Origin of the sequence: Pseudomonas sp. OE 28.3 (assembly GCF_014268205.2) — a bacterium.
Classification (GTDB): Bacteria; Pseudomonadota; Gammaproteobacteria; order Pseudomonadales; family Pseudomonadaceae; genus Aquipseudomonas; species Aquipseudomonas edaphica.
Map to the genome: position 1 here is coordinate 2413098 of NZ_CP077082.1, position 26553 is coordinate 2439650.

The 26553-nt window shown below is 60.9% G+C and carries 23 protein-coding genes and 3 pseudogenes; 11 read left to right on the top strand and 15 right to left on the bottom strand.

Annotation, left to right across the window (positions count from 1 at the left end):
- Positions 1 to 9: 9 nt before the first annotated feature.
- Positions 10 to 2166 carry a lipase family protein gene (locus HU759_RS11020; protein WP_186618193.1) on the top strand — a complete coding sequence of 719 codons (2157 nt, stop codon included), beginning with the start codon at positions 10 to 12 and terminating at the stop codon, positions 2164 to 2166.
- Between the two features lie 9 nt (positions 2167 to 2175).
- Here the strand turns inward: HU759_RS11020 and codA are convergent, their stop codons facing one another.
- The 7 genes and pseudogenes from codA to HU759_RS11055 form a co-directional block, all read right to left on the bottom strand.
- Complete coding sequence (gene codA, locus HU759_RS11025; protein ID WP_017135300.1) at positions 2176 to 3411, bottom strand: cytosine deaminase; 1236 nt, start codon at positions 3409 to 3411, stop codon at positions 2176 to 2178.
- A 98-nt stretch (positions 3412 to 3509) separates the two neighbouring features.
- A complete protein-coding gene (codB, locus tag HU759_RS11030; protein WP_017135299.1) occupies positions 3510 to 4778 on the bottom strand; it encodes a cytosine permease in 1269 nt (422 codons plus the stop codon).
- Positions 4779 to 4918: 140 nt separating this feature from the next.
- Positions 4919 to 5542, bottom strand: coding sequence for an NUDIX hydrolase (locus tag HU759_RS11035; protein WP_186618195.1), 624 nt, complete (start codon positions 5540 to 5542; stop codon positions 4919 to 4921).
- 9 nt (positions 5543 to 5551) lie between these two features.
- A pseudogene (locus HU759_RS11040) lies at positions 5552 to 5843 on the bottom strand (hypothetical protein).
- Positions 5844 to 5868: 25 nt separating this feature from the next.
- A pseudogene (locus tag HU759_RS11045) lies at positions 5869 to 6066 on the bottom strand (helix-turn-helix transcriptional regulator).
- Between the two features lie 234 nt (positions 6067 to 6300).
- Complete coding sequence (gene queD, locus HU759_RS11050) at positions 6301 to 6657, bottom strand: 6-carboxytetrahydropterin synthase QueD (RefSeq protein WP_003237990.1); 357 nt, start codon at positions 6655 to 6657, stop codon at positions 6301 to 6303.
- 76 nt (positions 6658 to 6733) lie between these two features.
- Positions 6734 to 7813: a patatin-like phospholipase family protein gene (locus HU759_RS11055; RefSeq protein WP_017135295.1), complete on the bottom strand. Its 1080-nt coding sequence runs from the start codon at positions 7811 to 7813 to the stop codon at positions 6734 to 6736.
- Between the two features lie 171 nt (positions 7814 to 7984).
- Here HU759_RS11055 and HU759_RS11060 point away from each other — a divergent pair, with 171 nt between their 5' ends.
- The 3 genes from HU759_RS11060 to HU759_RS11070 are packed head-to-tail and all read left to right on the top strand — an operon-like array spanning position 7985 to position 10286.
- Positions 7985 to 8308: a PepSY domain-containing protein gene (locus HU759_RS11060; protein ID WP_017135294.1), complete on the top strand. Its 324-nt coding sequence runs from the start codon at positions 7985 to 7987 to the stop codon at positions 8306 to 8308.
- Positions 8308 to 8976 carry a response regulator transcription factor gene (locus tag HU759_RS11065; RefSeq protein ID WP_017135293.1) on the top strand — a complete coding sequence of 223 codons (669 nt, stop codon included), beginning with the start codon at positions 8308 to 8310 and terminating at the stop codon, positions 8974 to 8976. The genes HU759_RS11060 and HU759_RS11065 overlap by 1 nt, the downstream gene beginning before the upstream one ends.
- Positions 8973 to 10286 (top strand): sensor histidine kinase, encoded by a 1314-nt coding sequence (locus tag HU759_RS11070; protein WP_017135292.1) that lies wholly within the window; start codon positions 8973 to 8975, stop codon positions 10284 to 10286. Before HU759_RS11065 ends, HU759_RS11070 begins: the two co-directional genes overlap by 4 nt.
- Before the next feature lie 114 nt (positions 10287 to 10400).
- Here HU759_RS11070 and HU759_RS11075 read toward each other — a convergent pair whose 3' ends face one another.
- The gene (locus HU759_RS11075; RefSeq protein ID WP_017135291.1) at positions 10401 to 12548 is read right to left on the bottom strand and encodes a methyl-accepting chemotaxis protein; all 2148 of its coding nucleotides are present in this window, start codon (positions 12546 to 12548) and stop codon (positions 10401 to 10403) included.
- Positions 12549 to 12856: 308 nt separating this feature from the next.
- Between HU759_RS11075 and HU759_RS11080 the strand changes: the two genes are divergently transcribed.
- Both HU759_RS11080 and HU759_RS11085 read left to right on the top strand, forming a co-directional pair.
- Positions 12857 to 14176, top strand: coding sequence for a Na+/H+ antiporter NhaC family protein (locus HU759_RS11080; RefSeq protein WP_169987274.1), 1320 nt, complete (start codon positions 12857 to 12859; stop codon positions 14174 to 14176).
- Between the two features lie 246 nt (positions 14177 to 14422).
- Positions 14423 to 16102: a methyl-accepting chemotaxis protein gene (locus HU759_RS11085; RefSeq protein ID WP_170040684.1), complete on the top strand. Its 1680-nt coding sequence runs from the start codon at positions 14423 to 14425 to the stop codon at positions 16100 to 16102.
- Between the two features lie 65 nt (positions 16103 to 16167).
- On the opposite strand, the gene yegQ is transcribed toward HU759_RS11085, so the two are convergent.
- Positions 16168 to 17481: a tRNA 5-hydroxyuridine modification protein YegQ gene (gene yegQ / locus HU759_RS11090; protein ID WP_186618197.1), complete on the bottom strand. Its 1314-nt coding sequence runs from the start codon at positions 17479 to 17481 to the stop codon at positions 16168 to 16170.
- Positions 17482 to 17747: 266 nt separating this feature from the next.
- Here yegQ and HU759_RS11095 point away from each other — a divergent pair.
- Together HU759_RS11095 and HU759_RS11100 are read left to right on the top strand one after the other, a co-directional pair.
- Positions 17748 to 18194 (top strand): annotated as a pseudogene (locus HU759_RS11095) (thioredoxin family protein); the annotation flags it as partial.
- Between the two features lie 93 nt (positions 18195 to 18287).
- Positions 18288 to 19355, top strand: coding sequence for an AI-2E family transporter (locus HU759_RS11100; protein WP_017135286.1), 1068 nt, complete (start codon positions 18288 to 18290; stop codon positions 19353 to 19355).
- 17 nt (positions 19356 to 19372) lie between these two features.
- Here the strand turns inward: HU759_RS11100 and HU759_RS11105 are convergent, their stop codons facing one another.
- From HU759_RS11105 to HU759_RS11115, 3 genes are all read right to left on the bottom strand, one after another.
- Positions 19373 to 19555, bottom strand: a complete 183-nt coding sequence (locus HU759_RS11105) for a hypothetical protein (protein WP_017135285.1) — start codon at positions 19553 to 19555, stop codon at positions 19373 to 19375.
- Positions 19556 to 19645: 90 nt separating this feature from the next.
- Positions 19646 to 19840, bottom strand: coding sequence for a hypothetical protein (locus tag HU759_RS11110; RefSeq protein ID WP_010211349.1), 195 nt, complete (start codon positions 19838 to 19840; stop codon positions 19646 to 19648).
- A gap of 256 nt (positions 19841 to 20096) precedes the next feature.
- The gene (locus tag HU759_RS11115) at positions 20097 to 20450 is read right to left on the bottom strand and encodes a hypothetical protein (protein WP_170040687.1); all 354 of its coding nucleotides are present in this window, start codon (positions 20448 to 20450) and stop codon (positions 20097 to 20099) included.
- Positions 20451 to 20606: 156 nt separating this feature from the next.
- Between HU759_RS11115 and HU759_RS11120 the strand changes: the two genes are divergently transcribed.
- Positions 20607 to 21425, top strand: a complete 819-nt coding sequence (locus HU759_RS11120; RefSeq protein WP_170040688.1) for a shikimate 5-dehydrogenase — start codon at positions 20607 to 20609, stop codon at positions 21423 to 21425.
- A gap of 120 nt (positions 21426 to 21545) precedes the next feature.
- On the opposite strand, the gene HU759_RS11125 is transcribed toward HU759_RS11120, so the two are convergent.
- On the bottom strand, positions 21546 to 22196 hold the full coding sequence (locus HU759_RS11125; RefSeq protein ID WP_186618200.1) for a DUF480 domain-containing protein: 651 nt from the start codon (positions 22194 to 22196) through the stop codon (positions 21546 to 21548).
- Between the two features lie 117 nt (positions 22197 to 22313).
- Here HU759_RS11125 and HU759_RS11130 point away from each other — a divergent pair, with 117 nt between their 5' ends.
- Positions 22314 to 22823 carry a DUF1993 domain-containing protein gene (locus HU759_RS11130; protein ID WP_017134564.1) on the top strand — a complete coding sequence of 170 codons (510 nt, stop codon included), beginning with the start codon at positions 22314 to 22316 and terminating at the stop codon, positions 22821 to 22823.
- Positions 22824 to 22891: 68 nt separating this feature from the next.
- Here HU759_RS11130 and sstT read toward each other — a convergent pair whose 3' ends face one another.
- Complete coding sequence (gene sstT / locus HU759_RS11135; protein ID WP_017134563.1) at positions 22892 to 24112, bottom strand: serine/threonine transporter SstT; 1221 nt, start codon at positions 24110 to 24112, stop codon at positions 22892 to 22894.
- 242 nt (positions 24113 to 24354) lie between these two features.
- Between sstT and HU759_RS11140 the strand changes: the two genes are divergently transcribed.
- Positions 24355 to 25512 carry an MFS transporter gene (locus tag HU759_RS11140; RefSeq protein WP_017134562.1) on the top strand — a complete coding sequence of 386 codons (1158 nt, stop codon included), beginning with the start codon at positions 24355 to 24357 and terminating at the stop codon, positions 25510 to 25512.
- 126 nt (positions 25513 to 25638) lie between these two features.
- On the opposite strand, the gene nhaR is transcribed toward HU759_RS11140, so the two are convergent.
- Positions 25639 to 26541, bottom strand: a complete 903-nt coding sequence (gene nhaR, locus HU759_RS11145) for a transcriptional activator NhaR (protein WP_017134561.1) — start codon at positions 26539 to 26541, stop codon at positions 25639 to 25641.
- Positions 26542 to 26553 lie beyond the last annotated feature (12 nt).

Here is a 26553-nt window from a genome sequence, read left to right on the forward strand (position 1 = left end):
AGATGATTCATGAGCCAGGCAGCATGGAAGCAACCTTTTTTCAGCAGCAAGATGCCTGCTTGCCCGTTGAAAGGGCATTGGGCAAGCGTTTGCCTGGTGGATGAAACGGGCAGCGGGAAGGCTTACGGTGGGCTGGTCTACACAATCCAGGACACTACAGGGCGCCGGTACAACGGAAGGTTGAATGGAGAGGGATACGCCAAGGTGGAAGGGTTTTATTGCGGCCCTGTCATTCTTTCTTTGGATGCGCAGTATTCAGGCGACGAAGAGCCATATTCCAAATTGATAAAGCGCAAGACTTACCCGTTACCTATCACCGAACTTCAAGCCCGCGCCGAACACACCCGATTTTCAGCGGCTGATGGCCAACGTATCGAGGGTAACCCTGCACAACGCCAGGCAGACCGGTTTTATCAGGTTGAGGTGCGCGACCTGGTTCGACATATTGCCCACCTGCCGCCGTTTGCCTCCGCAACCTATCACCCTCCAAGGCATGCATTGAAAATGATGGCTGAGCTGGGGTTTGGTCCGCCGCAGCCCGCATTGTCAGGCGTCGTGCTGTTCCCCAACCTGCACACGGTGTTGGAGGTACGGCCTTTGCGGGCCCTGCGCCCGATGTTGTCGACCGATGATCAGTTTTGTGCGTTGAACCTGTATCAATTGGCGTTGATGTCCACATTGAGTTACTGCGATTTTGGCCAGCAACCTCCAAAACCTCCGGTGGAACACGTCAGTTTTCCCCTGGATCCCAGCGCAGGCAATCTGTTCGCGGAAAAACTCTCGGGGTTTCAAGAAGCCTGGAAGGTCGATCGTGATCAGGCTCAGCGCTTCTACCCGCTGTATGAAGAGGTTCCATACTCCCAGCGGTTTGAGATTTTGCCCTTCGATCCTGAGTTGTATCCACAGAATCGTCCGCAGCTTGGTGAGAAACAGGAGCATCCCGCCAGCCTGCACTTTTTTGATGATGAAGCGTTTGGTACGGATACCCAGGCCTTTATCAGTCATCACAACGAAGTAATTCTGATCGCTGTTCGAGGCACCGCCAGTGGTGCCGATGCACTACGCGACGCGAATGCCCACCAAGTGCCATTTACCGAAGGTGTTGGCAAAGCCCATGAGGGCTTTTATCAGGCATATCGAGCGATGCGCGATTTTGTTCTGTACTACCTTGATCAATTCCACAGCGGCCAGCGCATTGTGATTTGTGGCCACAGCCTTGGCGGCGCCATCGCGTTGCTCTTGGCAGAGGGGTTACGCCGAGTTACACGCGTGAAGTACAACATCCTCCTCTACACCTACGGCGCTCCCCGCGCCGCAGACTCCGAGTTTACCGACGGCGCCTCAGCCCTTATCCATCACCGCATCGTCAACCACAACGACCCGGTTCCCAGTGTCCCTGCCACGTGGATGAACACCACCGCCAAACTCTGGGTGCCGGGCGCCGTCACGCTTTTTGCCGCGCCCGGTGCGGGTGGCCTGCTGTTCGCCGCTGGCCTTGTGCGCGTCGGCGGCAATCCTTACCAGCATCACGGCGAACAACAGCACTTCATGCCCATTAAGCTGCCGGACGGCACGCACTCCTCAGTGTTATGGACGCCCGGTTGTGAGTCCATCCTTGAGGCGGGATGCAACCGTATGCTGCAACTGCATGGCGATATGCCCGAGCGTGCCAACCTGTTGAAACAACTGTTCCAGGCCAGCCAGCATTTCATGACCGCCAGCTACATTCCAGCCGCGTGGGCCACTCTGCGCCGCTGGCAGCAAACCGTGGAGTGCCAGGGGCCTTTGATCACCGCCAGAGAGTTCGAGTTGATAGACCTGGCGCTCGACACCATGACCCAACAACTGCGCGACAAGAACCGCGAGCTCGAGCGTCGTCGCCCACCGAACCAACGCGATTATGGGCATGCGCATAACCAGGCACTGAACGCTGAAGTCGACCGCTTGCGCAGCAGTCGGCGCCGATTGGAGTCGTTACGCTGGCGCCGTCTGGACGTGCGTGACGTGTATGGCAGCCACGCCGATTCCACCGGCTTGCAGCCCAGCGTGAAACGCTGGTTGCGCCACCGTGAAAACCGCAAGTTGGCGCAAATCGCCAGTATTCCTGCGCCACTTCAGGACGGCGCCGGCCGGGTGCAGCCACTGGATATTGATTCAATCGTCTGACCCCGGGGCTTACAAAAACTCCACCTGTGCCGGTCTGCGTTGCATCAGCACCTTGCCATTGCGGATCGAATATAACGGCAGGCCTTGGCTGCGGATCACCTCGTAGTCACTGTCTGCCGAAAGCACCAGCAGGTTGGCCGGGCGACCGGCTTCCAGGCCGTAACGGTCACCCAGGGCCATGGCCTTGGCGCTGTTGTCGGTGACCAGGTCCAGGGCGCTTTGCAGGTTGCGGTAGCCCAGCATATGGCAGATGTGCAGACCGGCTTCCAGCACGCGCAGGATGTTGCCGTTGCCCAGCGGGTACCATGGGTCGACGATGGAGTCCTGGCCGAAGCAGACGTTCATGCCGGCCTCGAGCAGTTCATTGACGCGGGTGACGCCTCGGCGTTTCGGGAAACTGTCGAAGCGGCCCTGCAGGTGGATGCTTTCGGTAGGGCATGAAACGAAGCTGATGCCCGAGTGGCCCAGCAGGCGAAACAGTTTGGCGCAGTAGGCATTGTCGTAGGAACCCATCGCCGTGGTGTGGCTGGCGGTGACGCGCTCGCCCATGCCGCGGCTGCGGGCTTCTTCGGCGAGTACTTCGAGAAAGCGCGAGTGCGGGTCATCGGTTTCGTCGCAGTGCACGTCCACCAGGCAGCCGGTGCGTTCGGCCAGGTCCATCAGGAACTTCACCGAGCTAACCCCTTGGTCGCGGGTGTATTCAAAGTGCGGGATGCCTCCGACCACATCAGCGCCCAGCCGAATGGCTTCCTGCATCAGTTCGCGGCCGTTGCGGTAAGACTCGATGCCTTCCTGCGGGAAGGCGACGATTTGCAGGTCGATCAGGTGCGTGCTTTCTTCGCGCACCTCCAACATGGCTTTGAGCGCGGTGAGGTCAGGGTCGGTGACATCAACGTGGGTGCGCACATGCTGGATGCCATGGGCGGCCAGGGCCTGGATGGTTTTCTTGGCGCGAGCCTTGGTGTCTTCCTGGGTGATGGTGGCTTTGCGTTCGCCCCAGCACTCAATGCCCTCGAACAGGGTACCGCTCATGTTCCAACGTGGCTCGCCAGCGGTCAGCGTCGCATCCAGGTGGATATGGGGTTCCACGAACGGAGGTATGACCAGGTTGCCAGCGGCGTCGAGATCGTCAGCTGTTAATGTCGGCGCCACGGTTTGTGCAGTAATGCGGGCGATCCGGCCGTGTTCCAGGTGCAGATCATGCAGGCCTTCACGGTTGCGCAGGCGGGCATTGATGATATGCATGGGCAAGTTCCTCTTGGCTTTGGATAATCAGGCAGTCAGCCGCCAGGTCATCAGGGTTATCAGCCACAAGGTTACCATCCTCATGGCAACAGTCGGGTTCATGCCTGTACGTCAGCCAAAGGTGCGCGCACGCGCAGGGCCGCGGTGAGTGCGATGTAGGCCAGGGACGCGGCCACAATCCCCACCAACGGCGCCACCCACGGTGAGTGAAACGCCAGCACGGTGCCCACGGCATACGCCGCCAGCCCTGGCCAATTGAACGCCGGCAGGCGTACATCGGCCAGACGCGGGTACTGGCCGCGATAGCGGTAGAAGAAGTCCGCCATGATGACCCCGCCAATCGGCGGGATCACGGTGCCCAACAGAATCAGATAAGGCACCAGCAAGTCGTACATGCCAAGCAGTGCCAGCAGGGTGCCGATCACCGCGCCGGCCAGGGTTACGGTTTTGCGCCGCCGGGTACGCAGCAGATTGCAGCCGGCCACAGCGAAGTTGTAGATGGTGTTGTCCTGCGTGCTCCAGATGTTGAGCAGCAACATGACCATCGCCGCCATGGCGAAACCTTGCAGCAACAGTACTTCGACCACATCGGGTTGCTGATAGACGATGGCGCCATAGGCACCGATCAACACCATCAAGCCATTGCCGATAAAAAAGCCGATCAGGCTGGCCAGCACCGCGACCTTGGCCGAACGAGAAAAACGCGTCCAGTTGGTCGCCTGGGTGGCGCCGCTGACAAAAGTGCCGAATACCAGCGTGATGGCGGTGGACAAGTCCAGCTCCGCCGTCGGCACCACTGCCAGCAAGCCCTTCAGTCCGCCGACTTTGACGGTGGCGACCCACATCGACAGCAACAGCAGGATGCCCATGGCCGGCACCGCGATATAGGACAGAATCTCCAGCCCGCGATAGCCGATATACGCGGTGGCGCAGAACAGCAGGCCAAACAGCACCATCAGTGCCAGCACCGTGCCTTGGTTCAATTCGAAATATTTGCCCAGCACCACGGCCGCGGTGGCGGTGCCCCAGGCGTACCAGCCGATCTGGGTGAAGCCGAGGATCAAGTCGCTGAGTTTGCTGCCCACCTCGCCAAAGCAGAAGCGCCCCATCAGGACCGAATTCAAGCCGCTCTTGAAGGCGATGTAGCCCAGGCCTGCGGCGTAAATACCCAGCAACAGGTTACCCAGGGCCACGACGCCGAGCATGTCGGTAAAACTGAACGCCACGCCCAGCTTGCCGCCGGCGAACATGGTCGCGGTGAAGAAGGTGAAGCCCAGCAACACCATGGCGGTGGACGCAAGGCCCTTGCGCGCATGCATCGGCACTTCGCTGAGGGGGTAATCGTTACCCGGTTCTTGCTGCGTCATGGCCTTGCTCCCTGGATGACTGACGCAGCGCTGTTGCACTGCGCGTGCCAAACCGGCAGCGCGGCGTATTTGTCGCCAGGCAGCTGTGTCGAGCGCGCCCAAGCAGGCACGAAAGCAGTGCAGCGGTGAGACAAAATGGATCAGTCGAACAGCGTCTGGGTGGTATCGCCACGATGAAACGCAAACGCCGCTTCAAGGTCGCTTTCGATGGTGCGCCCACGGGACAGGGGCGGCAGGTCGTCGAGGGTAAAAAAGCCCACTTCAGTGGTTTCAAAACCCGCCATCGGCGCCCGTTGGTCGACCCGCTCGCACAGGAAATACAGCTTGTAGAAGTCCCGCACATCCGGGCGATACAAGCCCTTGGCCTTGTGCGTGACGCTGTACAGCGCGCGTGCCGTGACGCTCAGCCCGGCTTCCTCACGGATCTCCTTGACGATGTTTTCCGCCGCCGACAGGCCGATATCGGCGTACCCACCGGGCAGGGCCCAGCAGCCGTCGGTCAATTCGCGCACCAGCAGTATCCGGTCGCCCTCGATCACCGCGCCGCGTACGTCAATCATCGGGGTTGAATAACGCTTGGCAAAATCCGGCACCAGCCCGGTGATGCGCGCAAGCGGCACATCCGCCAGTTGCGCGAGCATGCTGTGGGCAATCTCGGCAATTTCCTCAAGGCGCTCACGCTCAAAGTCGTCAGTGCAAAAATGCAGCCCCGTGGACGCCAGTGCCTGCAAGCGTTTGGCCTGGGCCAGCCAGAGGTTTTCCATGGGGTGCTCCTATAGATGTTTGATCATAAATACGCGGCGCAGGCCGTGTTCCTCGGCGCGATGGGTTTGCACATAGCCACGGCGACTGTACAGCGCGAGGTTCTCGGTCATCACCTCATTGGTGTAGAGGCGGATGGCACTGTAGCCGGCATCAAGTGCCTGCTGTTCGGCAAAATCCATCAGTTGTCGGCCGAAACCAAGGCCCGGGCTTGCGGCCGATGCGCTCAATGTAGGGCGCATAGGCAGCCTGGACGATGGCCTCGATAGCGGCACTATCGTCGGCAGTGGCGGGGCGTATCAATTCAGCGTGCTCCTGTCATAACGGCTCAGTCCACTGGCGCTTCGAAGATCGCTTCGATGGGCCGTTCGAACACCTTGGCGATCTTGAACGCCAGCGGCAAGCTCGGGTCGTAGCGGCCGGTCTAGATGGCGTTGATGGTCTGGCGCGACACGCCCAGGCGCTGCGCCAGATCGGCCTGGGACCAACCCAGTTCTGCGCGTAACTGGCGCAACTGATTATTCATTGATAGCGCCTTGTGCCAATGATTGTGGCCACACACCAGACGCCGCCCATGATCGGCCAGACCATGAAGGCCGACAGGCGCGGCAGGCCCGCGGTTTCCAGGAAACCGTCGCTGAAGTTTAAGCAAAGGATGCTTTACGTTGGGTGTGCAGGTTTTTCATGTCAAGCACGCTTTACAACTGCAGTGGCCAGGCATAAAAAAACCACCCGCAGGTGGTTTTAAACACTCAAGCGCTTACTCGCCGCGATAGATGCAACCGCTGGTGCAGGTCTCGTGGATGCGAATCGCGCTGAGTTCCGGCAACAGGGGCTTGAGTTCGGTCCAGATCCACTTGGCCAGCACTTCGCTGGTCGGATTCTCCAGGCCAGGGATGTCATTGAGGTAGTTATGGTCGAGGCGCTCGTAGAGCGGCTTGAAAATCGCCTTGATTTCCGAGAAATCGCGGATCCAGCCGGTATGGGGATCCAGGTCGCCGCTCAGGTGGATAGCCACCTTGAACGAATGCCCGTGCAGGCGTCCGCATTTGTGGCCTTCCGGTACATGGGGCAGGCGGTGGGCGGACTCGAAGGTAAACTCTTTGAAGATTTCCACAGTATTTTCAGCTCGGTCAGGTATCTGGCAGGCGGCGAGTTTAACAGTTTGATCCTCTGCCGCGCATACCGCTGGGTTACAGCGCTTGCAGCCGCTCGCCCAGCCCACCATTGTCCGCCAGTTGCAGGAACTCATCCCCCAGCCGTCGGCTTTCGCTCATCGCGGTTTGCCAGTATTTGTTGCGGCTAGAGTCATCGCCCATAAAGCGCTTGAAGTCGCTGCGGTCCGGCAATTTCCCATGGGGCAGACGGGCCAGGTAGTCTTTGGAGGGCGCCAGTAGCAGCACATCCTGCAAGCCTTGTGGATTACTGCGTCGCCACGGCAGGCCCTTGTCGAACCAGCCGGGGATCACCCGGTCGGTGAAATGCGGGTACAGCACAATGTCGTCGCCGTGATAGGGCAGGTCGAGGTGATAGTCCAGCAGGCCACCGTCGCGGTAAGTGCCCGTGCCTGCGCCGGGCAGGTCGCGCACGCCTTGCATCACCATGGGGATGGAACCGGAGGCCAGCAGCGCCTGGCGCAGGTTGCCCACCTGCAGGTCGAGGAAGCGCGAGGGAAAGTCCGTCAGCGCATGCACCGGTGGTGCCTGGCGCGGGTCGTGGATGATCAACCGCTCAAAATGCCGCGACAGCCGCGCACGGCCACGCAGATTGTCGGCAATCACCGACGACAGGCCCAGCCCCAGTCGCCCACGGTGGTCATCGGCGAGCAGGCCGTGGCTCTTGACCACCATGATATTCAGGCGATAGTCGGGGTTGTCCAGCACCCGCGCATCGCGGCCGGCCAACAGGTCGTCGAGCATGCGCTGGCAGCTGTGGCTGACTTCGGCCATGGTCACGCCCTTGGCAAAGCGTTGTTCGTTGTACAAGCGGCCGAGGTCCAGCAGGCCTTGCACCGGGTCGGGCAGGCACGCACTGGCGAACCGCCAGGAGCCGATGGACGCGCCGATCAGTGCACGCTCACGCGGCGCGCGTGGCAGCCAATCGCCGAACAGCGCCAGGTCCAGGCCTTGAATGCCCAACGCCTTGGGGCCACCGGCCGCACCGGGTAGGATACCGACATCCGCCGGCGCAAGGCCTTGCTCGCGAATGCGTGTGAAAGCGCGTTTGCCGGCCTTGAGGGTCAGCGCGGGAAACTTGATGTGGATGGCAGTCATACAGGTCTCGGTTGCAGCGAACAGGCAATATAAGAGAATTCTTGCAGCGATGGGTAAGGTTGCCGATTGAAAATTGCCATGGTGGCAATTCAGTTTCAGTTAAGTTGTCACGGGTACCGTGGTGGCCCATGTCCCGCATCGGGCCGCCCTCAAGGAACATCAGGATACGTAATGAAGGTAAATCTACGCGCGGGCAGTCAGGTGGCGCTGGTATTGCTACTGAGCAGCGCCAGCCTGTCGGCCCATGACCTTGGTCAGGATGAAGCCCTGCGATTGCGTCAGGAGGGCGTCATCGCGCCGCTGGAACAGTTGCTGGGGCCGGCGCTGGAGCGCTACCCGGGTGCCAAGCTGCTGGACGCCGAGCTTGAGGAGCACAAGGATCGCTCGGTGCGCTATATCTACGAAATCGAACTGTTGACCGTCGAAGGCGTGGTGCGCGAAATCGAGCTCGACGCCAGTACCGGTAAGCTGCTCAAAGATAAGGAAGACGACTGATGCGCCTGCTTCTGGTGGAAGACAACGTACCGCTGGCTGATGAACTGTTGGCCGGTCTGCAGCGCCAGGGCTACGCGGTCGACTGGCTGGCCGATGGGCGCGACGCCGCGTATCAAGGCCGCAGCGAACCCTATGACCTGATCATCCTCGACCTCGGCTTGCCGGGCCTGCCGGGCCTGGAGGTGCTCGCGCAATGGCGCGCCGCGGCCTTGGCCACGCCCGTGCTGGTGCTGACCGCGCGCGATTCCTGGGCCGAACGTATCGAAGGGCTCAAGGCCGGCGCCGACGATTACCTGAGCAAACCCTTTCACCCCGAAGAACTCTACCTGCGCATCCAGGCATTGTTGCGCCGTTCCCACGGCCAGGCCAACCAGCCGACGCTGCAAGCCGCCGGCCTGCACCTGGATGAAGGGCGTCAGTGTGTGCTGCGCGATGGCGACGAGATCCAGCTGACCGCCGCTGAATTCCGCCTGCTGCGCTACTTCATGCTGCACCCGGAGCAGATTCTGTCGAAAAGCCATCTGGCCGAACATTTGTATGACGGCGAAACCGAGCGCGACTCCAATGTGCTGGAAGTGCACGTCAACCACCTGCGCCGCAAATTGGGGCGCAGTGTGATTGAAACCCGGCGTGGCCAGGGTTACCGGTTTGGCGCCGCCCCGGCATGAGGTCGATTCAACGGCGTTTGAGCCTGGGTCTGATCAGCGTCATGGTGGTGGTGGGCGTGGTGCTGGCGCAGACCAGTTTGTGGTTGTTCGAGGCCGGTTTGCAGCGCTACCTGGAAGCCGGGCTGCGCAACGACAGCGAGAACCTGCTGGCAGCACTGGTGCGTGGGCCGGAGGGTGTTCATTTGGATGAGCAGCGTCTGTCACCGGCCTATCAGCGACCGTTTTCCGGGCATTATTTCCGCATTGATTTTGCCGACGTTCACTGGCGCTCCCGCTCGCTGTGGGACCAGGAACTGCCGCGCCTGACCGAGCCGGGGCTCAAGGGCAACCTGCAACTGGGGCCGGAACGCCAGCAACTGCTGGTGTTGCGTTCGGACTACAAGCGTTTCGGCCAGTCAATTTCCATCAGCGTGGCCCAGGACTACACGCCCGTGCGCGAAAGCTTTCGCCTGATGCGCCAGATCGGCCTGATCATCGGCTTGGCGGCGCTGTTACTGGTGCTGATCCTGCAACGGGTCACCGTGCGCCGCGCCTTGCGCCCGCTGGAGACGGCACGCAACCAGATTGCCCAACTGCAACAGGGCCGGCGCTCGCAACTTGATACCCAAGTGCCGCTGGAACTGGAGCCGTTGGTGGCGCAGATCAACCATCTGCTGGCCCATACCGAAGACAGCCTCAAGCGCTCACGCAATGCTTTGGGCAACCTCGGCCATGCGCTGAAAACCCCATTGGCGGTGCTACTGAGTGCAGCCTCCAGTGAAGCGCTCAAGGACCACCCCGAAATCGGCAAGCTGCTGCGCGAGCAGCTTGACCAGGTGCAACAACGCCTCAACCGCGAACTTAACCGCGCCCGCCTGGCCGGTGAAACCCTGCCCGGCGCGCTGTTTGACTGTGAAAAAGAACTGCCCGGCCTGCTGGCCACCTTAAGCATGATCCACGGTGAACACCTGGACTTGAGCTACCACGTCGACCCCGGCCTGCAATTGCCCTGGGACCGCGAAGACCTGCTGGAACTGCTCGGCAACCTGCTGGATAACGCCTGCAAATGGGCGGATGCCGACGTGCGCTTGACGGTCAGCGAAACCCCGCGCAGCTTTCTGCTGGCAGTCGAAGACGACGGCCCCGGCATCCCGCCGGCTCAGCGTGAGCAAGTGCTCAGCCGGGGCGCGCGTCTGGATGAGCAGATTGACGGCCATGGCCTGGGGCTGGGGATCGTGCGGGATATTGTCGAGGTGTGGGGTGGTACGTTGCGGTTGCAGGACAGCGAGCTGGGCGGGCTCAAGGTGCTGATCGAATTACCCAAACGTTGAGATCGTTCCCACGCTCTGCGTGGTAACGCCGCCTTGGACGCTCGGCGTCCCGCTGTCGACGGGCAACGCGGAGCGTCACAGGAGGCGCGCCCACGCGGAGCGTGGGAACGATCATTACACCCGAAACTGATCCATCAACCCCTGCTGCTGATTCGCCAGGCTGTTCAACGCCTGGCTCACCCGCGCCGATTCATTCGCCTGCTCCGACAGCGATTCAGTCACATCCCGTATCGTCGCCACATTGCTGTTGATCTCTTCGGCCACGGCGCTTTGCTGTTCGGCGGCGCTGGCGATTTGCAGGTTCATGTCGCTGATCACCGTGACCGCCTCACCAATCTGACGCAGGGCGGTGACCGCCTGGCCGACCTGTTCGACACTGCCTTGGGCCTGCCGATAGCTATTGCCCATGGAGCCAACCACGTCGGTGGTGCCGCTTTGCAGGTGCTCGATCACCAGGCGGGTTTCTTCTACCGACTCCTGGGTGCGCTGCGCCAGGTTGCGTACTTCGTCGGCGACCACCGCAAAACCACGCCCAGCCTCACCGGCGCGGGCGGCTTCGATCGCGGCGTTGAGTGCCAGCAGGTTGGTTTGCTCGGCGATGCCGCGAATCACTTCCAGCACCGAACCGATCTTCTCGCTATTGGCCGCCAAGCCTTCGACCTGGGCCATGGCGGTGCTCATATCCGCCGCCAGGTTGCCGATATTGGTGGTGGTGCGGTCGATCACACTCAAGCCGTCGCGTGTGGCCTGGTCGGCATCGCGTGCGGCGTGTGCCGCCTGGGCAGCACTGCGGGCGACGTCCTGGGCGGTGGCGCTCATTTCGTGGGAGGCGGTGGCCACTTGGTCGACCTGACGGTATTGCTGCTCCATGCCGGCGCTGGTTTGCGTGGCGATTTCGGCGGACTGGTCGGCAGTGCCACGGGCGTCCTGCACCGAGCGTTTCACTTGGGCAATGATCGGTTGCAGCTTGTCGAGGAAGCGGTTGAACCAGCCGGCCAGTTGGCCCAGTTCATCCTGTTTGTCGTAGGCCAGGCGGCGGGTGAGGTCGCCTTCGCCGCTGGCGATGTCTTCGAGCATGCGTGCCACGCCGAGGATCGGCCGGGTCACGCTGCGGGCCATCAGCCACACAAGCACTAAGCCAACCACGGCCGCCAGCAGGCCCAGGCTCAATTCCAGCAGCGTGCCACGGGCGTTGTCCGCGTCCAACTGCGCCTTGAGTGTTTCGGCGGGGCCGACCAGGACTTTTTCCGGCACATCCAGCAACACGCCCCACGGCTTGCCGCCGGGAATCGGCGCGAAGGGCGCCAGCACCTTGAGTTGATGGTCGGTACGCAGGCTGCTGGTCTGGGGGTTACTGGCCAGTACGCTGATCAGTTGCGCGCCGCTGGCGCTGTCGACCTGATCCAGACGCTGGCTGAGTTTGCCGGCGTCCGGGCTGTAGCCGGCGAGCAAACCGGTGGGGCTGAGGATGCTGACCTGGGTCTGGCCGTCATACAGCTTCTGGCTGGCCTGTTGGCTCACGGCCTGCAGGCTGTTGAGGTTGATGTCCACCGACAGCGAGGCAATAACTTTGCCGTTGACCATCAACGGGAAGACGATGCTGGTCATCAGCACGTTTTGCCCGTCGATCACATAAAAGTACGGTTCGATCACGCAGGGTTTCAGCGTAGTGCGTGGGCAGGTGAACCAGGCGTTAGCCTTTTCGCCGCTGGGGCCGACGCTGATGTCGGCCATGTCGCTTTCGGGTAGTGACATGGAGGTGAGTTTGCCGGGTGTGGGCTGCGACCAGTAGAGGGCGAAGCGGCCTTTGTCGTTGCTGCCCAGTTCTGCCTGATTGGCGAACAACTCGTCCTTGCCGTCCAGCGCATTGGCCTCAAACACCAACGACAGGCCGAGCAGATCGGGGTTGGCTTGCAGGGCGGCCTTGACTTGGCGGGTCAGGTCTTCGCGGGTATCGAAGGCGTCGAGGAAGCGTTTTTCCGCCTGCTCACGCAAAAACAACACTTGGCGCGAAAAACCATGGCCGTACTGATAGGCGTCCATGAATTGCTGGCGAATGCCCAGCGCCTGCACTTCACCTTGGGCCTCGATGCGCGCCTGGGCGGACGCGTCGAGCATCTGCATGCTGGACGCTTTGACCTGTTGCGAACTCTGCTCCATGCGAAAAAGCGACAGACCCACCAGCAGGGTCACGATCCCCAGCAGGCACAGGCCCGCGAGCAGGGTGATTTTCCATTGAATGGAGAGCTGTCTAAGCGACATCGAGGAGCATCCTTAACCTGAAAACACAGAGAGCCTTTGTATCGGCTGCCTTTCACGCTTCTTTATTCTGTGGCGAGGGAGCTTGCTCCCGCTGGCGCTCCAGTGCGCAGCGCTCCTGTTTTTTTGGGGCTGCTGCGCAGCCCAGCGGAAGCAAGCTCCCTCGCCACAGTTTTTGACATGACGGCCCGCCTGCGGCAAAGTGCGCGCCCTCTAATAAGACCTCTTAAAGCCTGCACACGGACGCCACTTGATGGCCGCCCGGTCGCGGGCCTGTCTGTTTTTTATGTTTTTTGCTTGAGGTAACCATGATTAACGCAGTCATCGCCGCGGTCGGCACCATGCTGGTGCTCAGTTTGTCCCGTGTGCATGTGGTCATCGCCATCATCGTCGGCGCCCTGGTCGGTGGCTTGACCGGCGGGTTGGGCATCGAGGCCACGCTCAAGGCCTTTAACGGCGGCTTGGGCGGCGGCGCGACCGTGGCGTTGTCCTACGCCTTGCTCGGCGCTTTCGCGGTGGCGATTGCCAAGTCCGGCCTGGCGCATGCCTTGGCGGACAAGGCGCTGCTGTTGGTCGATCGCCAGGAAGCCACCGGCGGAAGTCATGTCAAATGGCTGCTGATTGGTCTGTTGTGGGTGGTGGCGATTGCTTCGCAGAATATTCTGCCGATCCATATTGCGTTTATCCCGCTGCTGGTGCCGCCACTGCTTTACGTGCTGACCAAGCTGCAACTGGACCGCCGGCTGATCGCCTGCGTGATGACCTTCGGCCTGATCACGCCCTACATGTTCCTGCCGGTGGGCTTCGGCAATATCTTCCTTAATCAGATCCTGTTGGCCAACGTGGCCAAGAGCGGCGTGGACATCAGCCAAGTCAACGTCACTCACGCGATGGGTTTGCCGGCGTTGGGCATGGTGGTGGGCCTGCTGGTGGCGGTGTTTATCAGCTACCGCAAAAAGCGTGTGTATGACCTGGAAAAAATCGAGCGCGTCGAGCAAGTAGCCGTGCAGTACAACCCGCTGACCCTGCTGGTGGCCGGGCTGGCAATTGCCTCGGCGTTTATCATTCAGCTGTGGCTGGATTCGATGATCATCGGCGCCCTGGCTGGGTTTCTGATCTTTTCGGTGTCGGGCATTGTGCGCTGGCGCGAGACCGACGACCTGTTCACCGAAGGCATGAAGATGATGGCGATGATCGGCTTCATCATGATCGCCTCATCGGGGTTTGCCGAAGTGCTCAAGGCTACCGGTGACGTGCGCTCACTGGTGGAAGCCTCGGCGGCATTCATTGGTCACAGCCGTGGTGTGGGCGCGCTGCTGATGTTGCTGGTGGGGCTGTTGGTGACCATGGGCATTGGTTCGTCCTTTTCTACGGTGCCGATTCTGGCGGCGATTTTTGTGCCGTTGTGTGTGCAGCTGGGCTTCAGTCCGTTGGCGATTGTGTGCATCGTGGGTACGGCGGGGGCGCTGGGCGATGCCGGTTCGCCAGCGTCGGACTCCACGCTCGGCCCGACTTCCGGCCTGAATATTGACGGCCAGCATCACCATATCTGGGACACCGTGGTGCCGACCTTCCTGCACTACAACATTCCGTTGCTGGCGTTTGGCTGGTTTGCCGCGATGACCCTCTAGTATCTGGAACAGGTTCAATTGTGGCGAGCAGGCTTGCCCTGCGTTGGAGCGCGAAGCGGTCCTGAATCCAGACACCTCGATCTACCTGGCGTGTTACGGCGCCTGAAAAGGGGGCTGCTACGCAGCCCAACGCAGGGCAAGCCTGTTCGCCACAACAGTCCAGTCGCCACTCAGCCAAGGTGTCCTACAGATATTTCGCCACTGGCCGTTAACCTCTCAAGTCGCCACGAATAAGAGAGAAAAGCCATGCGTCTGAGTTTGAAGGCCAAAGTCCTGTCCCTGGCCGTCGTGCCTGTGTTGTTGTTTGCCGTGGTCATCAGCCTGACCACGGTGTGGATCCTGCAGGGCCAGGCGCGCAATGAGGTGGATGAAACCCGCCAGCGCCTGCTCAATGACGCCAAGGTCACGCTGCAAAGTTATGTGGAAGTGGCGATGACCACCATCAAGCCGCTCTACGACGCGGCCGCCCCCGGCGACACGGCGGCGCGGGCGCAGGTAGTCAAACTGTTGTCCAACACCACCTACGGCAAGGACGGCTACTTCTTCGGCTACGACTCCGAGACCATCCGCCTGTTCAAGGGCAACAGCCCGGACGGCGTAGGCAAGAGCTTCAAGGACAACCGTGACCCCAACGGTGTCTACGTCAACCGCGACCTGGTCAAGGTCGGCAAGGACGGCACCCACTACCTGCAATACAGCTCGACCCAGCCCGGCCAGACCGAACTGGTGCCCAAGCTTGGCTACACCGAATACCTGCCCAAGTGGGACATGGTGATTGGTACGTCGGTGAACCTCGATGGCATCGAAGCCCAGGTGGCGGTGGTCGAGGCCAAGGTCGAAAAACGCATGGAAGGCGTGCTGCTGAGCATCCTTGGCGTGGCGGTGGTGGTGCTGCTGGTGATTGCTGCAGTGGGCATGTTGGTGGCCAATACCATCTTGCGCCCACTGAGCCTGATGAAAGCCAACCTCGACGATATCGCCGCGGGCGAGGGCGACTTGACCCGCCGCCTGGCCATCACCAGCCAGGATGAGTTGGGGGACTTGGCCGGCGCGTTCAACCGCTTTGTCGACAAGATCCACGGCCTGGTGCGCCAGATCACCGAGATGACCGCGCAACTCACCGGGCTGGTCAGCCAGGTGTCCGATCAGGCCCAGCGCTCGGAAACCGCCATGGAACGCCAGCGCCACGAGACCGATCAGGTGGCCACCGCAATCAACCAAATGTCCTCGGCGGCCCACGAAGTGGCGCGCAGTGCCCAGGGCGCTGCGGTGGCCGCGCAACAGACCGACGCTGAAGGCCAGGCCGCCAAGCGGGTAGTGGATGGCAGCATCGCGCAGATCCATGCGCTGGTGAACGACATCCGCAGCAGCGGCGTGTCCCTCGACAGCTTGCAGCAGGACGTGTCGTCGATCGTCAGCGTGCTCGGCGTGATCCGCTCGATTGCCGAGCAGACCAACCTGCTGGCGCTCAACGCCGCCATCGAAGCCGCACGGGCAGGCGAGGCTGGTCGCGGGTTTGCCGTGGTCGCCGACGAGGTGCGTGCGCTGGCCAGTCGCACGCAAACCAGCACCCAGGAAATCCAGGGCATGATCGACCGCCTGCAAAAAGGCACCGTCGCCGCCGTGGATGCCATGCGCCGCTCCAGCGATGCCGGTGATGGCACTTCGGCCCAGGCCAACCAAGCCGGCGCGTCGCTGGATACCATGGCGCAGTTGATTGGCACCATCAACTCGATGAACGCGCAAATCGCCAGCGCCGCCGAAGAGCAGACCGCCGTGGCCGAAGAGATCAACCGCAGCGTGCATCAGATTGCCGTGGCGGTGGACAGCGTGGCGGATGAAACCCAATTGGGCGCGCAAACCTCGCGCAGCCTGGCGGACCTGGGCCAGCGCCTGGGGCAGTTGGTGGGGCAGTTCAGGATCTGATCAACCCTGGCCTCAGCGTATGTTTGCCTGGCGCTGATACAAATAGGCCTGTCACCGCCCCTGCGTTAGACGTCACGCATCAGCAGGCCGAAGCGCAGGTCCATGTCGCTCGGCAGTGGCACATACACCGTGTGCCCATCCCCCGGCGCCACGTCTATGACCTCGCCCTTGGCGTTGTGCAGGTTGGTCAGGTCAAAGTGAAAGTTGCCGGCCGGTGTCATCAATTCCAGATGATTACCCACGGCAAAGCGGTTTTTCACCTTGACCTCGGCCAGCTCGCCCCGGCGCTCGCCGGTCAATTCGCCGATAAACTGCTGGCGCTCCGACACCGAGCTGCCGTTCTGGTAGTTCTGGTATTCGTCGTGCACATGGCGACGCAGGAAACCTTCGGTGTAGCCGCGTTGGGCCAGGGACTCAAGATCAGTCATCAGGTTGCGGTCAAACGCACGGCCAGCCACCGCATCGTCAATGGCCTGGCGATACACCTGGGTGGTGCGCGCGCAATAGAAGTGGGACTTGGTGCGCCCTTCGATCTTCAGCGAATGCACGCCCATGTGCGCCAGGCGCTCCACGTGCTGCACGGCGCGCAGGTCCTTGGCGTTCATGATGTAGGTGCCGTGTTCGTCTTCGAAGGCGGGCATCTGCTCATCCGGGCGGTTGGCTTCCTGCAGCAGGAACACCTGATCGGTCGGCGCGCCGATACCCAAGGTCGGTTCACACTGCTGGACGATATCGCCCGTGGCGTTCTCCACCGCCGGCGTGGCCTGGTATTTCCAGCGGCACGCGTTGGTGCAGGTGCCTTGGTTGGCATCGCGCTTGTTCATATAGCCGGACAACAAACAGCGCCCGGAATAGGCCATGCACAGGGCACCGTGCACAAACACTTCCAGCTCCATGGCCGGCACCTGTTGGCGGATTTCGCCGATTTCTTCCAGTGACAATTCCCGCGACAGGATTACCCGGCAGATACCTTGCTGTTGCCAGAACTCGACGCTGGCCCAATTCACCGTATTGGCCTGTACCGACAAGTGAATCGGCATGCACGGGAAGTGACGGCGTACCAGCATGATCAAGCCTGGGTCGGACATGATCAACGCGTCCGGCCCCATGGCGATCACCGGGGCCAAATCCTTGAGGAAGGTCTTGAGCTTGGCGTTGTGCGGGGCAATGTTGACCACCACGTAGAAACGCTTGCCCAGTGCATGCGCCTCCTGGATGCCAAGCGCGAGGTTGGCGTGGTCGAACTCGTTATTGCGCACCCGCAGGCTGTAGCGCGGCTGGCCGGCGTAGACCGCATCGGCGCCGTAGGCGAAGGCATAGCGCATGTTTTTCAGGGTGCCGGCGGGGGCGAGTAGTTCGGGGGCAATCACGGGGGGCATGGGCTCGGGTCGCAAAAGGTCGCGAGCGTAAAGGAGCTGGCACACGCATTTATTGATCCAGGTCGGGCTTTTGCGGGTTTTGTATCGCTGTGTATCGGCGGGTGCCGTTCGACACAGGCGTGATACCTCAGAGGGTTTCAATAGGCACTCTGCGACTCGACAAGGTAATCACCATGCGACCTATCACATTCCTGTTTACCAGCCTGCTGCTGGCTTTCGCTCTGACCGCAAGCTGGATGGCCAGTGGCGAGAGCAAGCAACCTGCGGGCGCCACGCCGTCGCTGGCGGGAGCGGTCGAATGGCTAAACTCACCGCCTCTGAGCCTTGAAGCGCTCAAAGGCAAAGTGGTACTGGTAGATTTCTGGACCTATGACTGCATCAACTGCCGGCGTGCGCTGCCCTACGTCAATACCTGGGCCAAACGCTACGAAAAAGACGGTTTGGTGGTGATTGGCGTACACACGCCCGAATACGCGTTTGAGCACATCCCGGCCAACGTCAAGGAACAGGTGCGCAAGCTGGGCATCGGTTACCCGGTGGCCATCGACAATAACTACGCGATCTGGCGCAGCTTCGATAACCAATATTGGCCGGCCCACTACCTGATCGATGCCAAGGGGCACGTGCGTTACAGCCATTTCGGTGAGGGAAGCTACGAGGCTCAGGAACAGGTGATTGAAGCACTGTTGAATGAGGCCAGGGCGATTCAATGAGGCGGTCTACGCTTGAAGGGCACTCCCAGGTTCTGCCGCGGACTAAGCAACAGGGCCGCTGAAGGCCCTCTGCTTTTCTGACATGGACCGGACATGAACCAAACCAACCTTCAATTCAAAACCCTGCTGTTATTGCTGGCCCTGGTGACCATCGCCTTTATCTGGATATTGCTGCCGTTCTACGGCGCGGTGTTCTGGGCGGTCATCCTTGGCATCATCTTCGCCCCGATGCAGCGGCGCCTGCAGCAACGCTTCAGCTGGAACCGCAACCTGACGTCCCTGGCCACCCTTACGGTATGCCTGGTGATCGCAATTTTGCCGGTGATCATCACCAGCGTGCTGCTGGTGCAAGAGGGCGCCACCCTCTATAAAAATATCGAAAGCGGCAAATTGGACGTGGCGGGGTATATCGAACAGTTCAAGAACATCCTGCCGCCTTATTTCCAGCATCTGCTCGACCGCTTCGGCATGGGTAACCTGGAGGGGCTGCGGGAAAAGATCGTCAAGAGCGCCATGCAAGGCAGCCAGTTCTTTGCCACCCAGGCGTTCAGCTTCGGCCAGGGCACGTTTGATTTCCTGGTGAGCTTTTTCATCATGCTGTACCTGCTGTTTTTCCTGCTGCGTGACGGCCCGGAACTGGTGCGCAAAGTACGTACGGCGGTGCCGTTGGCCGAGCCGCAAAAGCGTCGGCTGCAACTCAAGTTCAATCGGGTGGTACGTGCGACCGTCAAGGGCAACGTATTGGTCGCCGTGACCCAGGGTGCGCTGGGCGGTTTGATCTTCTGGTTTCTGGACATTCCCAGCGCGTTGCTCTGGGCGGTGTTGATGGCGTTTCTGTCGTTGCTGCCAGCCGTCGGCGCTGGGATCGTGTGGGGGCCGGTGGCCGCCTACTTCCTGTTGAGCGGTTCGATCTGGCAGGGCGTGGTACTGGGCTTGTTCGGCGTGTTCGTGATCGGGCTGGTGGACAATGTATTGCGCCCGATCCTGGTGGGCAAAGACACCAAGATGCCGGATTACCTGATCCTGATCTCGACCTTGGGCGGCCTGTCGGTGTTTGGCTTGAATGGCTTTGTGATCGGGCCGTTGGTGGCGGCGCTGTTTATGTCCAGTTGGGCGTTGTTTGTCGAAAGCAAGCCGCGGGTCAAACTGCCATTGCCCTAGTTCTCAGGCGTGAGGCTTCAGGCATGGAGCCTGAAGTTCGACACCTGTTGTTGCTGTTGTTGCGCAGCGGACAGCGAGGTGAGCGGGCCGCTGATGGTTTCGCCATCGCGTACCACATACCAGCAGGCCAGCAACCCGAGCTCCCGGAGTGGGGCGGGGACGGCACTGCCGACAACGGACATGATTTGAACAGTAGGCATAGGCACCTCCAAAGGTATGGGGGTCACCTTACGGGCTGATGGCGCGTAGGAAAAATCACCCTTCTCGATAGTCAACATTAACGCCAGGCGTCAATCCACTACTTGATCGAGCATGTTCACCACTTCCTGCTCGCTGAGCAGGCCTTTGCGCACCAGGTTTTCTGCCAGCAGCGCGAGAAATTTTGCGCTGCGGTGGCCCTCAAGGTGCTTGAGTTCGGTAAGTGCGCTGTAAACCTTGCTGGACGTGCACAGGCCAGCGGTGCGGTGCGGGTTTTGCGTGGGCATGGTCAGTCGTCCTTAATTGTTATTGGGTGGACCGCTCGATAGTGAGACCGTTGAGTGACGTAAACATGACAGCGCAGGCCCAGGTCAAGCAAGTGGACATTTGACCGTCATGATGTGGGATTGCGGCTCGGGCATTGTCCTCATAGCGACCTTGGCATGATAAAACCGGGCTTTTCAGGCAAAACCCAGGCAAAACGCAGGTAAAAAAAGACCCCGCGTGTGGGCGAGGCCTGTTCATTTCTAACCTGACTGCGTGTTACCAGCCGCGGCCATAATAACCGTAGGGAGGGCCATAGTAGCCGCGTGGTGGGCCGTAATAGACCGGCGCCGGGCGGTAGTAAACCCGCTGTTGCACATACACCGGCGGTGGCGGTGCGTAGTAGACCGGCGGCGGTGCGGCATACACCGGTTGAGGCTGGACATACACCGGTTGCTGCACGTAAACCGGCTGGGATTGGCTGGCAACTACGGAGCCGACAACGGCTGCGCCGATCAAACCACCCAATATGGCCGGGCCACCCCAACCACCACCGTGGGCGGAGGCTTGGCCTGCCATAGCGAGTGCGCCGATAAGCAAGGCGATTTTGGGGATTTTACGAATCATGGTCATTCCTCGGTTAGCCCCTGCGCTTGTGGTCTGCAATCAATAGACTCAAGGATTGTCGCGGGGATACTTTTAAGACAACGTATTTCTGAAAAACAGCACCGCCGCTAGGTAAAGGTTGTGTAAGGTCTGTACCGATTTGCTTACTCAAAGGAGTTTTCCATGCAGATGCACCCCAACAAGGACACCCAACTGTGCATGTCATTGTCGGCGCGTCCCGGGAATTTTGGCTTGCGATTTCACAACCATCTGTACGAACAGCTGGGGCTGAACTTCTACTATAAAGCCTTCAGCAGCCAGGATTTGCCCGGCGCGATCGGCGGTATTCGGGCGCTGGGCATCCGTGGTTGCGGGGTGTCCATGCCGTTCAAGGAAGCTGCCATTGCCCTGGTCGATGAGTTGGATGCCTCGGTCAAGGCCATTACTTCGCTCAACACCATCGTTAACACCGACGGCCATCTCAAGGCCTACAACACCGACTACATTGCCGTGGAACAATTGCTGAAAAAGCACGCGGTGCCCAAGGATTCGACCTTCGCGCTGCGTGGCAGCGGCGGCATGGGCAAGGCGGTGGCCAGTGCCCTGCGTGACGGCGGTTATGCCAACGGCGTGATTGTGGCGCGCAACGAAGCGGCGGGCCGGGCGTTGGCGCAGAGCCTGGGGTATGAGTGGCAAGCAGAGCTGGGCGAGTTGCGCCCACAGATGCTGGTCAACGTGACGCCGATCGGCATGACCGGCGGTGCAGAAGCGGACCAGTTGGCCTTCGAGGCGGACGCTGTGGACGCTGCTGACACTGTATTCGATGTGGTGGCGATCCCCGCCGAAACGCCGTTGATCGTGCGCGGGCGTGCCCAGGGCAAACGAGTGATTACCGGGTTGGAAGTGATCGCAATCCAGGCGTTGGAGCAGTTTGTGCTGTACACCGGTGTGCGGCCGACGCAAGAGCAGTTTGAGGCGGCGGTGGCCTTTGCCCGAACCTAAAGTACTGCGCAGATCCAAATGTGGGAGCGGGCTTGCCCGCGATGAGGGCGTGTCAGCCGCCTTATACATCACTGACCCACCGCAATCGCGGGCAAGCCCGCTCCCACATTTTTAATCGAGTTAAGTCTGTTCCAGTTGGGCCAAACGCTCTTCCAGCGCTGCAATCCTGGCTTCAAGTTCTTCGATTCGCTCCACCGAAACCCCACCCGCCGAGCGCTCCACCGGGCTCCCGCGTGCCGCGATGATCGCCTCAATATCCGCCGGATCCCCCAACGCATGGGTATAACGATCTTCCCGTTGCCCTGCCTGGCGCGGCACCAATACTGCCAGCCCGCGCGCAATCAGGCGTTCAAGCTGGTGCACGACCTGTTCGGCATCTTCAAAGTCATGCATGCGCCCGCTGCGGGTCAGCAGTTCGTTGACGGTCTGCGGCCCGCGCAGAAACAGCAGCCCGATCAGGATTACCTGGGCCGGCACCAGCTCCAGTGCCTTGTCCACCCGATGCTCCCAGCGGTCGGCGCGGCTGCCCATCACCAGGCGGGTAAAGCCTTGGCCCTCGAGCACCCGCAGGCTCTGGCCGACCTGGCCCTGGCTCAAGTTGGTCACCGGTTCCCGGCTGGTCTTCTGGTTGCAGGCCAACACCAGCGCATTGAGTGTGAGCGGGTAGGTCTCCGGGTTGGTCGCCTGTTTTTCGATCAGGCAGCCCAGGATGCGGATTTCCGTGCTGTTCAGGCGCGGCTCAGGGGTGTCGGTGTCGTGCTCGGCGGTCATCGCGCTTTCCCTATGCAGTGAAGCTCACTAGCCTAATCCTGAAAAAATAAAAGACAAGCCGCAGGCATGGCTATAATCGCCGCTGGTTCCAAACCCTGCCATCACCGTGAGACTGTCATGACTATTTCCCTGTACGCCGCCTCCATCCCGGTCTTCAAGCAAATGCTCAACGCGCTGAGCGACGTGCTGAACAAAGCCGAAGCCCACGCCACCGCCAAGAACATCGAACCCAATGCCTTGCTGCAAGCGCGTCTGTTCCCGGACATGTTCCCGCTGGTGCGCCAAGTGCAGATCGCCGTCGACTTCGCCAAGGGCGTTTCCGCGCGCCTGGCCGAGATCGAAGTGCCGAAGTACGAAGACAGCGAAGTGACCTTCGCCGATCTGCAAGCACTGATCGCCAAGGTGCTGGCATTTGTCGACACCATCAAGCCTGAGCAAATCGACGGCAAGGAAGGCATCGAGATCATCACCCGCCCAGGCACGCCGAAAGAGAAGCGCTTCAGCGGTCAGTCTTACCTGCTGACCTATGGCCTGCCGCAGTTCTTCTTCCACGTCACCACCGCTTACGCTTTGCTGCGTCACAACGGTGTGGAAGTGGGCAAACGCGATTACATGGGCGCTTTCTAAGCATCCAGATACAAAAAAGCCCGGGATCGTTGCTGTCGAACGCCCCGGGCTTTTTTACGCCTGGATAGTTAAGCCGTTTGCTCTTCCTTGCCCAGGCAGGCGGCTGCCGTGAACAGCACATCGGTGGACGAGTTGAGCGCGGTTTCCGCCGAGTCCTGCAGCACACCGATGATGAAGCCTACGGCCACCACCTGCATGGCGATCTCGCTGGGAATGCCGAACAGGCTGCACGCCAGGGGAATCAGCAGCAACGAGCCACCGGCCACACCCGACGCGCCGCAGGCACATACCGCCGCGACCACGCTGAGCAGCACGGCGGTTGGCAGGTCCACGGCAATACCGAGCGTGTGCACGGCGGCCAGGGTCAACACGGTGATGGTAATCGCCGCGCCGGCCATATTGATGGTGGCGCCCAGCGGGATCGACACCGAGTAAGTGTCTTCATGCAGGCCCAGGCGTTTGCTCAGCGCCAGGTTCACCGGAATATTCGCCGCCGAACTGCGCGTGAAGAACGCGGTGATGCCGCTTTCGCGCAAGCACATCAGCACCAGCGGATAAGGGTTGCGGCGCAGTTTCCAGAACACGATGGCGGGGTTGATCACCAGTGCGACAAACAGCATGCAGCCGATCAGCACCACCAGCAGGTGGGCATAGCCGAGCAGGGCGCCGAAACCGGAGGTGGCCAGGGTCGAGGCCACCAGGCCGAAGATACCCAGCGGCGCAAAGCGGATGACGACGCGCACGATCAGGGTGACGCCATTGGACAGGTCATCGAGCACCGTGCGGGTGGTAACACCTGCATGGCGAATCGCGATGCCCATGCCGATGGCCCAGGCCAGGATGCCGATAAAGTTGGCATTCATCAGCGCGCTCACCGGGTTATCTACCACGCTCAGCAGCAGGCTTTGCAGCACTTCGCCGATGCCGCCGGGGGCGCTGACGGTGGCGTCATGGGTAGCCAGCACCAAAGGCGATGGGAACAGCATGCTGGCAACCACTGCGACGACCGCAGCGGCAAAGGTGCCGAGCAGGTACAGGAACAGGATTGGCTTGATATGGGTTTCCTGGCCATGTTTATGGTTGGCGATAGACGCCATGACCAAGACAAACACCAGAATCGGCGCAACGGCCTTCAGCGCGGTGACAAACACCTTGCCGATAAAACCAGTGGCTCGCGCAGCCTCGGGCAACAGCAAGGCCAGTAAGATACCGGCCACCAGGCCGATGACAATTTGGGTGACCAGGCTGACGCGCATCAGTCGTTGCAGCAGGGAAGGGGCAGCAGTCATAAACAGTTGTCTCTAGTTTTTTTAGTAGGACGCAGCATTGCAGGCACATAGCGACGTAGGAAGCAGGCCCAAAGTCTAACATGCTGTAGGAAGCGTCCCGTTTCGGTGCGGCATTCCGTCACCCTCAACTGTAGGGTTTGGCCAGGCCAAGACCTATTCTGTTAAGATTGCGGCCTCTCATCTTTCCTCTCCGTCAGCGAGCCCTTCGGGCTGTCGTTGATGTCGTCGTTTCTGGAGTTTTCATGTTGTTCCCTATCCTGCTGCTGTCGGCCGCCGGTTTTACCGTGCTGACCACAGAATTCATCATTGTCGGGCTGCTGCCGTCGATCGCCCGCGACCTGAACGTCAGCGTGTCCCAGGCCGGGCTGCTGGTGACGTTGTTCGCGTTTACCGTGGCGGCGTTCGGGCCGTTCCTGACCGCGTACTTCGCGCGGTTCCAGCGCAAGCGGCTGTTTATCTGCATCCTGATCATGTTTGCGCTGGCTAATACCGTGGCGGCATTGGCGCCGAACATCTGGGTCATGGCCTTGGCGCGCTTGATTCCGGCGTTGGGTTTGCCAGTGTTTTGGGCCTTGGCGAGTGAAACGGCGGTGGATATCGTCGGGCCGGAGTTTGCCGGCCGGGCCATTGAAAAGATCGGTTTCGGGATTGTCTGCGCCACGGTGTTCGGCATTCCGGTTGGCACCTTGATCTCCGATATGTTCGGCTGGCGCACAGCGTTTGCGATTCTCGCCGTGGTGGCGTTGGCCAAGGCCTTGCTGCTGTTTATCTACCTGCCGGTGACCACACCCAAGAACGATCAGGTGAGCCTGCGCTCGCAGTTCAAGCTCCTGCGCAACCCGTTGATGCAGGGCCATATCCTGCTGTCGATCCTGGTCTTCAGCGGCATGTTTACCGCTTACACCTACCTGGCAGACATCCTTGAGCGCCTGGCCGGCTTCGACGGCACGCTGGTGGGCTGGTGCTTGATGGGTTTTGGCGCGGTGGGCCTGATCGGCAACGCCCTCGGCGGGCGTGCGGTGGATCGTCACCCGCTGATTGCGTCCATGGTGTTTTGCGGGTTCATGATCGCCGGCATGGTCGCGGTGGTCCCGGCGATTCACTCCACCCTCGGCCTGGCAGCGGCGATGGCGGTGTGGGGCGTGACCCAGGCGGCGATGTTTCTGGTCAGCCATGTGCGCCTGATGAAAGCCGCGCCCCACGCCCCGGCGTTTGCGGCGTCGCTGAATATCGCTGGCGCCAACTTGGGTATTGGCCTGGGGGCAATGGTGGGTGGGCATGTGATCGACACCCTTGGCCTTGCCAGCCTGGGGTTTGCGGCGTCCGGATTTATCCTCGTATCGATCCTGCTGGCGCTGTGGTTGATGACCGCCGAGCAGCCGATGGCGTCCAGCGCCTGAGTCAGCCTGGCTGGGACGGGATCAGGCTTATGTGGGAGCCGGGCTTGCCCGCGATGCAGGCACCTCGGTGTATCAGTAAGACCGAGGTGATGCTATCGCAGGCAAGCCAGCTCCCACACCTTGCCGTCAGGGCAGGGCGGTAAACAGCTCGCGCCGCGCGCCTTCGGTAATCGCCACGATGCCAGGGTGCTTGATCTTGCGCTCCACCGAGATCGCGTAGAACGACTCGGTGACCGCATCGGTCTGGCCGATCAGCGCCACGCCATATTGGCGCACCACCTCATCGGCGATCACGCTGGGAGCGATAAAAATCCCGCTGCCGGATTGGCCAAACGCCTGCATCAACGCGCTGTCGTCGAACTCGCCGATGATCTTCGGCTGGATCTGCTGCTCGGCGAACCAGCGTTGCAAGCGGCTGCGTACTACCGTTTCTGCGCCCGGAATCAATAACGGCGCGCCCTGCAGGCAGTGTGGGAAATCGCCGCCATACTGGTCCGCCAATGCCTGGGTGGCGAAAAAGCTGATGCCGCACTCCCCCAGTTTCTGACTGTAGCCTTTGATGTCCAGATGCGTGGGCATAGGGCTGTCGGAGATCACCAGGTCCAGGCGCTGGATCGCCAGGTCGGCCAATAACCGTTCGAGTTTGTCTTCGCGGCAGGTGATGCGCATCGGCTCGCTCAACTCCATGGTCGGCGCGATCAGCCGATAAACGATGGATTTTGGCACCACATCCGCGACCCCGACCCGAAACAGGATCTGCTGTTCGTCGGGTGCTGCGCGCAACATGGCTTCCAGCTCGTTACCGGTCTGGAACATCTGCTCGGCATAGGGCAAGGCCCGTCGCCCGGCTTCGGTGAGTTCCAATTGGCGACCGACACGCTGAAACAGGGCGATACCAAAGGTCTGCTCCAGCAGGCTGATCTGGCCGCTGATGGTCTGCGGCGTGAGGTTCAGTTGCTCACAGGCGCGCACAATACTGCCGGTCTTGGCCACCACCCAGAAGTAATGCAATTGTCGATAATTGAGCATGGCGGTCTACAC

Excerpts from the sequence above, each read along its gene's own strand:
- HU759_RS11020 (WP_186618193.1), top strand. The coding sequence starts at position 10 with ATGAGCCAGGCAGCATGGAAGCAACCTTTTTTCAGCAGCAAGATGCCT.
- codA (WP_017135300.1), bottom strand. The coding sequence starts at position 3,411 with ATGCATATCATCAATGCCCGCCTGCGCAACCGTGAAGGCCTGCATGAT.
- codB (WP_017135299.1), bottom strand. The coding sequence starts at position 4,778 with ATGACGCAGCAAGAACCGGGTAACGATTACCCCCTCAGCGAAGTGCCG.
- HU759_RS11035 (WP_186618195.1), bottom strand. The coding sequence starts at position 5,542 with ATGGAAAACCTCTGGCTGGCCCAGGCCAAACGCTTGCAGGCACTGGCG.
- HU759_RS11055 (WP_017135295.1), bottom strand. The coding sequence starts at position 7,813 with ATGACTGCCATCCACATCAAGTTTCCCGCGCTGACCCTCAAGGCCGGC.
- HU759_RS11060 (WP_017135294.1), top strand. The coding sequence starts at position 7,985 with ATGAAGGTAAATCTACGCGCGGGCAGTCAGGTGGCGCTGGTATTGCTA.
- HU759_RS11065 (WP_017135293.1), top strand. The coding sequence starts at position 8,308 with ATGCGCCTGCTTCTGGTGGAAGACAACGTACCGCTGGCTGATGAACTG.
- HU759_RS11070 (WP_017135292.1), top strand. The coding sequence starts at position 8,973 with ATGAGGTCGATTCAACGGCGTTTGAGCCTGGGTCTGATCAGCGTCATG.
- HU759_RS11075 (WP_017135291.1), bottom strand. The coding sequence starts at position 12,548 with ATGTCGCTTAGACAGCTCTCCATTCAATGGAAAATCACCCTGCTCGCG.
- HU759_RS11085 (WP_170040684.1), top strand. The coding sequence starts at position 14,423 with ATGCGTCTGAGTTTGAAGGCCAAAGTCCTGTCCCTGGCCGTCGTGCCT.
- yegQ (WP_186618197.1), bottom strand. The coding sequence starts at position 17,481 with ATGCCCCCCGTGATTGCCCCCGAACTACTCGCCCCCGCCGGCACCCTG.
- HU759_RS11100 (WP_017135286.1), top strand. The coding sequence starts at position 18,288 with ATGAACCAAACCAACCTTCAATTCAAAACCCTGCTGTTATTGCTGGCC.
- HU759_RS11105 (WP_017135285.1), bottom strand. The coding sequence starts at position 19,555 with ATGCCTACTGTTCAAATCATGTCCGTTGTCGGCAGTGCCGTCCCCGCC.
- HU759_RS11110 (WP_010211349.1), bottom strand. The coding sequence starts at position 19,840 with ATGCCCACGCAAAACCCGCACCGCACCGCTGGCCTGTGCACGTCCAGC.
- HU759_RS11115 (WP_170040687.1), bottom strand. The coding sequence starts at position 20,450 with ATGACCATGATTCGTAAAATCCCCAAAATCGCCTTGCTTATCGGCGCA.
- HU759_RS11120 (WP_170040688.1), top strand. The coding sequence starts at position 20,607 with ATGCAGATGCACCCCAACAAGGACACCCAACTGTGCATGTCATTGTCG.
- HU759_RS11125 (WP_186618200.1), bottom strand. The coding sequence starts at position 22,196 with ATGACCGCCGAGCACGACACCGACACCCCTGAGCCGCGCCTGAACAGC.
- HU759_RS11130 (WP_017134564.1), top strand. The coding sequence starts at position 22,314 with ATGACTATTTCCCTGTACGCCGCCTCCATCCCGGTCTTCAAGCAAATG.
- sstT (WP_017134563.1), bottom strand. The coding sequence starts at position 24,112 with ATGACTGCTGCCCCTTCCCTGCTGCAACGACTGATGCGCGTCAGCCTG.
- HU759_RS11140 (WP_017134562.1), top strand. The coding sequence starts at position 24,355 with ATGTTGTTCCCTATCCTGCTGCTGTCGGCCGCCGGTTTTACCGTGCTG.
- nhaR (WP_017134561.1), bottom strand. The coding sequence starts at position 26,541 with ATGCTCAATTATCGACAATTGCATTACTTCTGGGTGGTGGCCAAGACC.